Origin of the sequence: Bradyrhizobium sp. BLXBL-01 (assembly GCF_051853025.1) — a bacterium.
Taxonomy (GTDB): Bacteria; Pseudomonadota; Alphaproteobacteria; order Rhizobiales; family Xanthobacteraceae; genus Bradyrhizobium.
The window spans coordinates 2901766-2913560 of sequence record NZ_CP182471.1 but is presented as its reverse complement, the minus strand read 5'-3'; the positions used below and the strand labels follow the sequence as shown (position 1 = coordinate 2913560).

Sequence of the window (11795 nt, the reverse complement as noted above, 5' to 3'; positions counted from 1 at the left end):
AATGGCGGTCTGATAGCCATGCCGGTGGCGGTGCGCAACGGATGCCAACACGGAAAGAACAGCCATGACCGCCCATTACGACGCCCGCGAGACGCGTGAGCAAGCCGCGCGCGAGGCCGACCTGTTCGCCCGCCTTCCGGAGGTGCTGCGAGCCGCGATGGCCGCCCCGGCCTATGCCGCGCGGCTCAAAGGCTGCGATCCCGCCGCCGTGACCTCCAGGGCGGCTCTGGCGGACCTACCGGTGTTGCGCAAGTCGGAACTGCCCGCCTTGCACAGGGCCTCTGCGCCCTTCGGAGGCTTCGTGGCGGAGGCCCCGGGCTCGTTCGCCCGCCTTTTCACCTCCCCCGGCCCGATCTTCGAGCCGGAAGGGCGGCAGGCCGATCCCTGGCGCGGCGCAAGGGCGCTGTTCGCAGCCGGGTTCCGTCCCGACGATATCGTCCTCAATACCTTCAGCTACCATCTCACCCCCGGGGGGTTCATCTTCGATGCGTCGGCGCGCGCGCTCGGCTGCGCAGTGATCCCGGCCGGCCCGGGCAACACAGAACAGCAATTCGAACTGATCGAGGCCTACCGGCCGGTCGGCTACAGCGGCACGCCGGACTTCCTGAAGATCCTGCTCGATGCCGCGGCAAGTTCGGGGCGTGAAGTTTCCTCGATCAAGCGTGCGGTGGTCTCGGGCGCTGCGTTCCCGCCCTCGCTCCAGGCCGAGATTAGGGGGCGCGGCATCGACGCCTACCAGGCCTTCGGCACCGCCGATCTCGGTCTCATCGCCTTCGAGACCGAGGCACGCGAAGGCATGGTCGTGAACGAGGATCTGATCCTGGAGATCGTCAAGCCAGGTACGGGCGATCCCGTGGCGCCGGGCGACGTCGGCGAGATCGTCGTGACCTCGCTCGACCCTCACCATCCCTGGATCCGGCTCGCGCTCGGCGACCTCACCGCGGCCTTGCCCGGCACGAGCCCGTGCGGGCGTACCAATATGCGCATCAAGGGCTGGATGGGCCGTGCCGACCAGACCACCAAGATCAAGGGCATGTTCGTCCGGCCCGAGCAGATCGCCGAGATCGGCAAGCGCCACGCTGGCCTCGGAAGACTGCGCCTCGTCGTGACCCGGCAAGGCGAGACCGACGCCATGACGTTGAGAGCCGAAACCGCGGCCGCGAGCGAGGCGCTACGCGAAGAGATCGCCGGCACTTTGCGCGCGGTGACCAAGCTCGGCGGCACGGTCGAGCTGGTCGGCCCCGGCATGCTGCCGAACGACGGCAAGGTGATCGCGGACGAGCGCTAGCCTTCACCCCGAACAAGCCAATTCCCTGCTAACAGGGAATTTTACAGGGAAACCCACGCAAAACGCCGCCACCGCAACGTGAGAAACGGCCGAAATGCCGGTGAATTCAACCGCATCGCGGTGGTGGGGCGCCCACACAGAACAGGGAAAATTTCGCGGGGGATCAGGGAAGCGGTGGCGCCCGAACAGGGAAGCGTCGCCCGAGACGTCAGCTTCCGGCCGTGAAGGCACTGCGTCCTGGAAGACAACGCCAGCATTGAGCACGCGCGGGCTTCGACTCAACGATGGGAATGAGCGGATGGAGCTCTGGCTGTCAGCCACATGACGGCCGCCACGCCATACGCAATCAGCCGCGGACCGCCGCTGTGAGCAACGTCAAGCGGCTTAGCCGCTCGTTCATAATTGCGAGCAGGCTCCCATGATGTCCGGCGGTCTGGACACCTATATGTAACCTGATATCATGCTTTTATGAAAGCGTACAAGCGCAACCAGGTGGAGGACGCCATTGTGGCGACGCTCGGCGCGATTGACGACACGAACGTGCTGACGCGCCTGAAACGCTTGTTGGACACCGACCGCGCCTTGGGCGTGCGTCCCCAATCGGACCAACCCGAACTGGCAAACTACGCGTTTGTGAGTGGCGATGCTCCGGGAAAGGGCGGCGAGGTTCAGTTTTCAGAATATGAGAGCTTTGCCTTGCTGATCGGCTTGCACATGCTAGGTCACAAATGGCCGCAGAGCTTTGTCGTCGAATCGTTGCGGCGCATCAGGCCGGCGCTGCAACGCCAGTATAAAAAGATCATGAGGCTTGATCCCGCCAACTTGTTCGATCCGGATCAGATCCGACTGCAAGCCAAACCCGGGAGTCCAGCTTTGGCGACGCGCTCGCCGGTATTTTTGCTGATTTGGTCAGATCAACGGACGGCGGAAGACCCCGCCCCGGCTGTCGAGATTTTCGAGGACTATAGCGCGGCATTCAAGCATGGGATTGAAAAGCCGGGCCGGTCCACCACTTGGATCGAACTCACCCGGTCCGCACACCTGTTATCAGAACAGCTCGCCAAAACGCGACCGCGCAAGCGAGGACGCAGCTAACCAGCCCGCATAGACACGGACTACGCACATCACACATTTAATTGAACCCCATATTCAAGCTTCAAACCAAAGTTGGCGCGGCTGGTGCATGGGCTGACCACGTGCTGAAGCGCGCATAGGCCGCGCAGACTGAATGCGCCGAAGGGCAAACCACAATGCACCCACGCTCAATTGAAACCTATGTCGCCGCTTCTAACGGGCTCACACCCGCGCAAACATCGGCGCTGCGGCGCCGACAAGATCACGAAGGAGTAAACCATGACCGCACCATCGAAACCCAACGAGGTCTTCACGCAAGTGGGACCTGTCGAGCGTCTACCCATCGAGGCAATTTCGCCGCCGCGGCGATTGCTCCGCAAACACACCGATCGCCACAAGAAACAATACGGGAAATGCATCGACGCCTTGGGCTTGATCAGCCCTATTGTCATCGATGCTACGGGCGTAGTCGTGATCGGTTTGATCTGGTACCTTGGCGCGCTGCAGCTTGGCTTGCGCGAGCTCTCGGTCATCCGGGTCACGCATCTCACGCCCGCACAACTCGAACTCTACCGGATTGCGGAGCAGCGGCTCAGCGAGCTAGCGCCCTGGGACGATGGCGCGCTCGCAGAGACCTTCAAGGAGCTCTCTCAGCTCGACCTCGGGTTCAGTCTCGAGGTCACCGGCTTCTCCCAGGGAGAGATCGATTTTCGCATCGAGAACCTCGAGTCTTTGCAGCTCGAGCCGGCTCCGGACCCGGCCGACGTCGTTCCTGCGATTGTCTCGGCGCCGGTTTCGGCTCTCAACGATCTCTGGCAAGCCGGACCACATCGGATATTGTGCCAAAGCGCGCTGCAGTCCGATTCATTCTCCACCCTCATGGCCGGCGCGCGCGCCCGCGCCGTGATCACCGATCCGCCGTTCAATGTCCCCATTCAAGGGCACGTCTCCGGCAAAGGACGCATTCGCCACCGCGAGTTTGCGATGGCGTCCGGCGAAATGTCCAACGAGGAGTTTACCGCTTTCCTAAGCGGCTATCTTCGCCGCTCGACCGAGCACCTCTCCCCGGGAGCCCTCCTCTACATTTTCATGGACTGGCGTCACTCCGCTCAGATTCTTGCCGCCGGCCAGGCCATTGGCCTCGAGCTCAAGAACATATGCGCGTGGGTCAAATCGAACGCTGGCATGGGATCCCTCTATCGCAGCCAGCACGAATTGGTCTTTGTGTTTAAGCACGGCAAAGTGTCCCATCGCAACAACGTCGAGCTCGGTCGACATGGCCGCTTCAGAACCAACGTCTGGCAATATCCCGGATGCAATAGCTTCGAACGGAGCGGCGAAGAAGGCAACCTGCTAGCCGTACACCCCACTGTGAAGCCGGTTCAGCTGCTCGCCGATGCGATCCTCGACTGCACGGAACGCAATGACATCGTTTTGGACAACTTCCTGGGCAGCGGCTCGACCTTGCTGGCTGCCGAAAGGGTCGGCCGGCGCCTCTATGCGACCGAGCTCGAGCCGCGTTACGTTGACGTTGCGATAAGGCGCTGGCAACGCCACACCGGCCAAAGCGCTGTCCATGTCCCAACCGGGCGCCTGTTCGACGAAATCGCCGCAGACAAGCAACGGGAGTGCGCGCAATGACCAAGCGCAAATCTGAAAACTATTCAGTTGGCTACGGAAAACCTCCGAAAGCGCGGCGCTTTAAACCCGGCCAGTCCGGCAATCCACGTGGTAGGCCCAAAAAATGTCTCTCTTTGACCGAGCTTTTTGCGCGCGAGATGAAGCGGACGCGACCCATTGTAGAAGATGGACAGCGATTGCGTATCCAGACAGACGAGGTACTAGTCAAGCGAGTGGTCGATCTCGCGGTCAAGGGCAATGTGAAAGTCTTGACGATGACAATGAAACTGATCGAACAAATTCGCGAAATCGAAAGTGCAAAGATCGAGCGCGATTATGACGCGATGTCGAAAGAGGAAGCAAGGGCCGCGTTCGTTCAACTACGGGACACCGTGCTGGCCGAGTTCCCCCGCGCCAGGGGGATTGCCGATTCTTTCCCGTAGCCCGGAGAAAATCCAGTTGCATGGCTGTGCGGGCCAGCGCGCAGCCTCGCGCTAAGTCGTCTCTGATCGAGCGCGGTTGGCTAGGCGAGCCTCTCCATCACCCAATCGTGCAGCCCGAGCACTTTTGGGAAGGGACTCTTGCACTGTCCGCCCGCGCGTCATGGCCGCATTACCGACGCCGCGCTCAAGCTTGCGCAGGAGATTCGCCAAGGCTTTGGGGGTGTAGGTCAACCGCGCTGCGCTCAAGATCGCTCGGGGACTACTTCTTCAACAGCAGTCCCAACGTTCGCGCCATACGCCTCACCGATCCGGCGTGGCGGCCAAGTTCGGCGGCTATCCGCGATGTGCCAAATCCCTGCCGGGCAAGTCTGACTAATCGTTGGACCTCTTGCTCGGCCCATTGCTTTGGCTTCGGTGTCTTCATGATGCGGCGCTCGATCCGCACCAGTTAACCAGCAAGCGAAATTGCCGACACTTGGGAAATTTACGGGTAGACTTCCTGCCTGAGGCCGGCCCTCACCGTCGAGCGGCAATTTAGATGCTTGTCGGCCATCACCCGCAAACCGGGCGGAGGGCTGCGCTTGCCGCGACCGCCGCTTGTGATCCTGCCTGTGTGAAACCGCGAAGGACCGAAACTCGACTAGAATTGCATTCTTCAGTTCGTCGTCAAAGTTGAAGGCTCTTGCGAGCTTGAGCCCCAGAAGGGGCTTGGACGAACAACTTCTTCTATCGCGCTCAAGCGTCCTGGCGTTTTCACACAGTCAAGACCCATAGCAGTCTTACAGCTGAAGTTTCTCTTCGGCACCTCGCGTCACTGGGCTGTCTCCACCAGGCATCAGGCTGGTCGATCACTCCATACGCGTCCGAAATCATGCTCGCCGTAGCCGAGGACCAACTAAATTCCCAAAGCCGGGCTAGCGTCCGATACCCCTTAAGGACTTCAGAGATTCCACGCGCTCGGCTCACCCTGAGGAAGTGGCAACTCCTGCCGATCTTGCGATAAGCTCTGGTGCCGGCTTGCGTACACCGCGGAGACAGATGTGCGGATCGATCTTCCCGAGACAGACCTCAAGGCAACGCAGAGCCTTGGCAGCATCGAACTTAAAGATGAGGCCGGTACTCACGTCGGTCAATATTTTTTTGGAAAAGGGCACGGCCGGACCGTCTTTTTGTTCGGAAAGTACAAAGGCAATTTCAAAACGCACGCTGAGTGCCAAGCTTTCATCAACGGCGTTGCGGCAGTGATGGCTGACATCCGGGGCGTCTCACGATCTGCGGAGTAGGCAGGCCTCAGTCTTCGGGCTTGCACAGGTTGAGAACCGCTTAGATCATTCTTCAGGCCGCACCCAGCTTCCGGATCCTCTTACAGATCAGCGGACTCGTTTGGCAAGCTATCAGGTAATCGTTCCCAGAAGGATTGAGAAGAAACGTCCGGCCGTTAACAGTGTCTAGCACGCTAGTCGCCGAGCGACAGCATGAGTTACTTTTTCAAGCAAAGACCGACGGTCGGCAAGGTCCCGCACTTTGCGCCGTCTGCGGCGCCGCCGCTTGGGCAGAATACGGAAACTAGGGTTTCGCTGGTGTCACAGTTGACGGCACCATCCGCCTGGACGGCTCGAATGTTCACCTGGGCAGCATCGCCTTTGTCCCCCTTCTCGCCCTTAGGCCCTTGCGGACCTTGTGGGCCCTGTGCGCCAGCCGGCCCTTGAGGACCGGGCACCCCTTGGATGCCTTGGGCTCCTTGCGGTCCCGCCGGGCCCTGTGGGCCCGGTTCGCCTTTCGGACCCGGCTCTCTTCCACATCCCGCAAGTGCAAGTGCGGCGGTGAGCGCTACTGTTATTGTCAGCTTCTGCATTGTTCGCCCCGTCCGACTGAACTTATTAGAACGGGCGCTGCGACACGTTGCAAGCTTATCAGCGGCAACTGCCTCTGCTGGGGAGCGCCACGGCGTTGAAGTGCGTAAAACCGCCGTCCGATTTGTTCTTGCTGCGTTCACGTGCGATAAGCCCGTGATCATGACAGCATCCACTCAGAAGATCACGCTCGGGCAGATGCGCAGCCCGCAGGGGGGCGGCGGCACACGCAGCCTCCTTGTCTACTGCCGTGACTACAGATGTGGCCACTTGATCAGGCCGCCGCCGGCGGAGGTGCCCGGGATGTCCGCTCAGCTCGGAGGAGCACGAAAAGTCCGCCTCTAGCGGCAGTCGATGCGTGCGCGCTGCGTCCGCATGCCGCAGTTTGCGGAACGCACCGTTATCCCTGGAAGAGGACCGTCCTAGTGGCTCCCTCCTCCCGGGGCAGCCTGCCAATGTCCAGAACGAAGCCAGCTGACCTTGCCTTACTCGCGTGCCAAACCTAGCAAGCGAAGCGTCCGCTTCTGCTGCACCAAAGCAGCCCGGTCGTAGCGCTCCAGCCCTCGAAGCCCTTTCAGATCTGCCGGCGGCGGGCCGGTCAGAAGCGCGGCCAAACTCGCATGCCGCAGGCTGCGGATTTGCAGCAGCGCGAGCTTGGACCGCGCAAGCGCCATCGCTGCATCGGGCGAGACTTGAGGCCCGAGCCCCAAAGCAATCGCGACGGCTAGATTCGCCGCCTCGGCAGGATCGCTGATGGCGCTGCACGCCAGCCCATGGCGCAGCGCGTTGCGACTGGATCTCGTCTTGCCACCCGCCGTTTTCGGCCCGGTGCTGCGCTTGGCGTTGCTGCGATTGGCTTCGATTTGTCGAACTGATGTCATGTCCGAGGGCCTCGGTCGGGGCCGGTTGCGCCCCCCGAACGTTCGCTCCAACGCATTGACAGATCAAGGCTTTTGGCCCGCTGTTTTAGCAAAAATGCTGCAGAAAGCACTGGCATTCCGGCCCGAAAGGAGCGTTAATCACCGGACCGGCCTTTCGGCCTTTGGACCCCGGTCTTTCCCCTCGCAGTGGCGGGGGTTTTGGCGGTGCGGCGGCAAGCCGCGTGTGCCAAACAAGGAGAGACCGGTGACCACGATTGCAACCGACGGCGCCGCGGCGCCCCGCTCCGTCATCACGTTGAACCGCCACGACCGCCGCGCCTTCATTGGCGGCTCGGACGCGCGCATCATCATGGGCGACGACCAGGACGCGCTGCTTCGCCTGTGGCGGGAAAAGCGCGGCGAGATCGCGCCGCCAGATTTGTCCCGCAACCTGGTCGTTCAGCTCGGCCTCGCCACTGAAGCGCTCAACCGCGCCTGGTACCAGGGCGCCACCGGGCACGCGATCACCGACATCCAGAAGCAGGTGCGGCATTCCGTCCACGGCTGGATGGCGGCCACGCTGGACGGCCTCGTGGCCCCGATTGGTGCGGTGTTCGAGGCCAAGTTCATGCTGCCCTGGGGCTTTACCGAAGAGGCCGCGGCGGAGAAACACATGGCGCAGCTGCAGCACAACATGTGGGTGGTCGCGGCGCGCTCGGCCGTGCTCTCGATCATCACCGGCGGCGGCAAATGGGTCGAAATCACCGTGCATGCCGACCCGCTCTATCAGCACCTGCTGCTGACTGCGGAGAAGAAGTTTTGGCGCTGCGTGCAGAGCGGCGAGCCACCGCTGCTGTTTGGCATCGAGACCCCACGGCCGCGGCTTGCCGCCATCAAGGTCGTCGACATGAGCGCGTCCAATCTCTGGGCCGAATGTGCGGCGATCTATCTGCGCACCCGCGACGTCCATGCCGAGCACGAGCTGGCCAAGGCCGAGCTCAAGAAGCTGCTGCCGGAGGATGCCAAGGAGGCGTTTGGCCACGGCGTTCGCGCCAAGCGCTCCAAGGCTGGCGCGATCAGCTTTGATCCGGTTGAGATGGAGGCCGTCCATGCACCAGGCCAGTGAGCAAATCGGCGCGATCGCGGCGGCGCTGGCCCGCGCCCAAGCCGAGCTGACCAACCCGGAAAAGACCCTGACCGCTCAGATCCGCTCGCCGTTCCTGCGCGATGACGACCGTACCTTTCGCTACGCCTCGCTGGCGAGCGGCCTCGACATCGTGCGCAAGACCTTGAGCCAGCAGGAGATCGCCACCATCCAGACCACCCGAGTCGAAGCAACCAGCGGCCACATCCACCTCACCACCCTGCTCGCCCATTCCTCCGGCGAGTGGATCTCCTCGGACTGGCCGGTCTGCGCCGCCCGCGACATCGAGGCGCCGCATCGCATGGGCGCGGCGCTGACCTACGCCCGACGCTACGCCCTGTTCGCGCTGGTCGGGATTGCCGGCGAGGATGATCTGGACGCCCCGGATACGGCCGCCGGTACCCCCGCACCGCCCAGCTCCAAGGCCGCGCCCGGCAAGGGCGCGCTCAACCGTGCGCCGGTGCTGCGGCCGGGCGAGTCCGCCGCACTCCGAGAGCAGCTGTTGCGTCAGCTCGAGGCGCTGCCCGCCAGCACCGATCTGCTCGGCTGGGCCAGGGCGAGCCTGCCGCTCAAGAACAGCCTGCAGGAGCCGGATGCCCGGCGCGTCGAGGCCGCCTATCAGGCCAAGCTCGAGGACGCGGCCCGGGCTCAGGCCGAGCAACCCGCCGACTTGGGCGGCGCCCCACCCCTGCCAGCGGCGCCTGCTGATGACACCGACGCCGCGCTGCAGCCCGCGCATCCCGAGACTGGGCTCGCGCACCCCAAGGAGCCGCCGCGCAAGCGCAGCAAGGCGCACCTGCTGTTTGTCCGGGAGCAGCCCTGCCTGGTGTGCCGGCAAACCCCGTGCGATGCCCATCATCTGACCTTCGCCCAGCCGCGGGCGCTCGGGCGCAAGGTCAGCGATGAGTTCACCGTGCCGCTGTGCCGCGCCCATCACGAGGAGCTGCATCGGCATGGCAACGAGCGGGCGTGGTGGGCGAACCTGCAGATCGCCCCACTGCCGCTCGCACAGGAGCTGTGGGCGGCGGGCCCGGTCCATGGTCCGGCCGACAGCGCGGCGGGCGCAGCAGCCGTCCTCGCCAACCTGGGCGCGGAGGCCGTATCCCGATGAATGGCCCGTTCCAAACCGCATGCGAGCTGACCGCCACGGCACTCCCGGCCGAGTTTGCGGCCTTGGCGCCGCCGCCCCTGCTGCTGCCCGGCGAACATATCGACCATTACCACGCGCTGCGCCAGGCCATCTTTGCGGACCTTGCGCCCCGATCCGCCATTGAGTGGCTGCTCGCCATCGATATCGCCGAGCTGTCCTGGGAGATCCAGCGCTACCGCATGTTGCGGCACAAATTGCTCGAGACCTATCGCCAAAAGGCGATCGCAGCGGCGCTGCGGCACATCGACATGGTCGGGATCGATCCCGACTTCGAACCCCGGGCGGAATACTACACGCAGCAAAATGCGCTGAGCTGGCGCACTGACCCAATCGCTGCGACCGAGATCGAGGCGCGGCTTGCCGCCTATGGCTTCGATCAAGACGCCGTCACCACCGAAATCTACGTCCAGGCGCGCGAGGTCCTGGTGCTGTTCGAAGGCTTGCTCAACGCCGCCCAAACCAAGCGCACGTTGCTGCTGCGCGAGATCAGGCATCAGCGCTTCGTCAGCGCACCGATGCGGCGGCCACGCCCCTAAAGAGGATCGAGCTAGATCGTCACCGGCAGACAGGGGTAAAAGTAAGCAGTTCGGGAAGCGCCGCGCATGGTCCAGGAGTGGGAGAGGATCGCTGCTCACATATTCGAGCGGATCACTGAGCTTGAACTGGAGCTTGCCGCGCGTGAGTTCGCCTCTGTGGGCCGTGATCGCGACTAACCTTCTCGTGCTTTCGCGAGGTGCTGCTTCGACTAACAGCCTGGCAAGAATGGAGGCGACTGCGGGTGGGTCAACAACCGCAGCTATAGCTCGAGCCGCAGACTGTGCATAGGCAAGCTATAAAACGGGCAAGTACTCTCGTTAACGTGCGCGAGCGCCGTGCTATGCTGAGGGGCGAATACGAATTAGTCGCAACTCAGTTGACTCCCCGCTGGCTCTCGAGCCGGCGGGTTTTTCTATGAACCCAAAAATCACTAGGCGCCAATTTGGATTGCGGAGATTAACTAAGGCTTTAATACCTGTTGTACGGTAGCGCAGGGTCATATAGATACGGCCTGCATCCGCGTTAGTGGCGTTTGATATTCATGATTACGTACAAGCAGTACCACATCCAGCGATTTGAGCACGGCAACGAGCGCTGGATTGCCCGCATTACGCGAGCAGATGGTCAGAACATCCGCACCATCCTACCGGCCGCTGAGCATCCATACCTTGATACCAAGCCGACCGCCTCCGCCGAGGAAGCCGAGGAACTTGCCAAGGAGGGCATCGACTTTGGCGGCATGGTTTAGGCGCTCCTTGAGAGCTTAAGCCTCTGCTGTTGCAGCGAGATCTCGCAACAACGCGTGAAGAAGTTGATCGCCCTGTGTTACGTTGCAGCCTTCATCGCGATCCGTGGCTCGCAACAGTGAGAGCCCTTCGCTTCCGCCGGCACTAGCCTTATTAGGAAGCAGTAGCCGGGCAGCTCACAGCATTCCCCTCTTCCCGAGCCACGCCAGCGCCGTCGAGCAAGCGGCAGAAAGCAACGCGGTCCAAAACCAGGAACGCCCACGGGCGGCGCTGATTGAGCGCAGATACAGGAAAGCTCCGAGGAACTTTCCGTAATTCCTTCGAAATTCTCCGTTCAGCTTAGCTACCTGCGGTAGATCGGATAACGGCTTGCATTCGTCGGCCATTGCGCTGGGCTCCATTTGCGGCTGAACCAGCACCCTATGAACCACTGTTTTGCCCGACGATGCAAGTTCCATTTCGGGTTTTCGATACGCTGCAGGTCCCCGACCGCAAGACGCCTGGTATGGAGCAAGTGCTAACCAAAAATGCCGAGCCAAGTAGCTCAGTCGCTTATCTCAGACTTGAATCGGGCCAGCGAGGAAGCTCATCGGCGGGCCGGGATCGACGCAGGTTCCGCCGCACCATCGCGTAGAGCAGGAAAAGGCCGATGGTGAAGGCCACCGCCAGCAGGGGAAAAATGTAATTCATGCCGCCTCCAAGTCTTCGAACTAAATGCTAGCAGTGATGCATCTACCCGTCCAATCGCGATGATGTTCTCCGGCCTTGAGCCCGCACTGTTGAGTTCCTGCTTCGATACCCAGCCCAGCTTGAGGTCTCATCCATTGTTCCGCTTCATGCGTTTGAATCCTCGCCGCTGCCGCGACAGGCAGCCTTCACATTCTGTTCCAAATTCAACAGATCTCTCATTTGCTTTATTACGGCGGCGATCAGACGCAGCCCAAGAACTCGCAGGTGATCCTGGCGACTCCTGGCTTGAGCTACATCTTTAATTGCGATTTCCAAGCCCGTTCCGTTAAGCTCCCGCAAGGGCTGCATCGAACCCTGCTAGCCCAAAATCAGCGGCTTCGTCCCGATGGG

General features: G+C 62.1%; 12 protein-coding genes. 9 read left to right on the top strand and 3 right to left on the bottom strand.

Annotated elements, in window-relative coordinates:
• Positions 1 to 64: 64 nt before the first annotated feature.
• The 5 genes from ACNJYA_RS13195 to ACNJYA_RS13175 all read left to right on the top strand — a co-directional run bounded on the left by ACNJYA_RS13195 (position 65) and on the right by ACNJYA_RS13175 (position 5708).
• On the top strand, positions 65 to 1288 hold the full coding sequence (locus ACNJYA_RS13195; protein ID WP_439403073.1) for a phenylacetate--CoA ligase family protein: 1224 nt from the start codon (positions 65 to 67) through the stop codon (positions 1286 to 1288).
• 468 nt (positions 1289 to 1756) lie between these two features.
• On the top strand, positions 1757 to 2383 hold the full coding sequence (locus ACNJYA_RS13190) for a hypothetical protein (RefSeq protein ID WP_439403072.1): 627 nt from the start codon (positions 1757 to 1759) through the stop codon (positions 2381 to 2383).
• Between the two features lie 258 nt (positions 2384 to 2641).
• A complete protein-coding gene (locus ACNJYA_RS13185; protein WP_439403071.1) occupies positions 2642 to 4003 on the top strand; it encodes a DNA modification methylase in 1362 nt (453 codons plus the stop codon).
• Positions 4000 to 4425, top strand: coding sequence for a DUF5681 domain-containing protein (locus ACNJYA_RS13180; RefSeq protein ID WP_172785687.1), 426 nt, complete (start codon positions 4000 to 4002; stop codon positions 4423 to 4425). Before ACNJYA_RS13185 ends, ACNJYA_RS13180 begins: the two co-directional genes overlap by 4 nt.
• A 1040-nt stretch (positions 4426 to 5465) precedes the next feature.
• Complete coding sequence (locus tag ACNJYA_RS13175; RefSeq protein ID WP_439403070.1) at positions 5466 to 5708, top strand: hypothetical protein; 243 nt, start codon at positions 5466 to 5468, stop codon at positions 5706 to 5708.
• A gap of 1055 nt (positions 5709 to 6763) precedes the next feature.
• Here the strand turns inward: ACNJYA_RS13175 and ACNJYA_RS13170 are convergent.
• Positions 6764 to 7159, bottom strand: coding sequence for a hypothetical protein (locus tag ACNJYA_RS13170; RefSeq protein ID WP_439403069.1), 396 nt, complete (start codon positions 7157 to 7159; stop codon positions 6764 to 6766).
• 253 nt (positions 7160 to 7412) lie between these two features.
• Here ACNJYA_RS13170 and ACNJYA_RS13165 point away from each other — a divergent pair, with 253 nt between their 5' ends.
• The 4 genes from ACNJYA_RS13165 (at position 7413) to ACNJYA_RS13150 (ending at position 10717) form a co-directional block, all read left to right on the top strand.
• On the top strand, positions 7413 to 8264 hold the full coding sequence (locus ACNJYA_RS13165) for a YqaJ viral recombinase family protein (protein WP_439403442.1): 852 nt from the start codon (positions 7413 to 7415) through the stop codon (positions 8262 to 8264).
• Entirely contained in the window at positions 8248 to 9393 is a 1146-nt protein-coding gene (locus ACNJYA_RS13160) for an ERF family protein (RefSeq protein ID WP_439403068.1), read from the top strand. The genes ACNJYA_RS13165 and ACNJYA_RS13160 overlap by 17 nt, the downstream gene beginning before the upstream one ends.
• Positions 9390 to 9968, top strand: a complete 579-nt coding sequence (locus ACNJYA_RS13155; protein ID WP_439403067.1) for a hypothetical protein — start codon at positions 9390 to 9392, stop codon at positions 9966 to 9968. The genes ACNJYA_RS13160 and ACNJYA_RS13155 overlap by 4 nt, the downstream gene beginning before the upstream one ends.
• Positions 9969 to 10510: 542 nt before the next feature.
• Positions 10511 to 10717, top strand: a complete 207-nt coding sequence (locus tag ACNJYA_RS13150; protein WP_260379997.1) for a hypothetical protein — start codon at positions 10511 to 10513, stop codon at positions 10715 to 10717.
• A 174-nt stretch (positions 10718 to 10891) separates the two neighbouring features.
• Here the strand turns inward: ACNJYA_RS13150 and ACNJYA_RS13145 are convergent, their stop codons facing one another.
• A complete protein-coding gene (locus tag ACNJYA_RS13145) occupies positions 10892 to 11173 on the bottom strand; it encodes a hypothetical protein (protein WP_439403066.1) in 282 nt (93 codons plus the stop codon).
• A gap of 94 nt (positions 11174 to 11267) precedes the next feature.
• Positions 11268 to 11405, bottom strand: a complete 138-nt coding sequence (locus ACNJYA_RS13140; protein ID WP_439403065.1) for a hypothetical protein — start codon at positions 11403 to 11405, stop codon at positions 11268 to 11270.
• Positions 11406 to 11795: the final 390 nt, after the last annotated feature.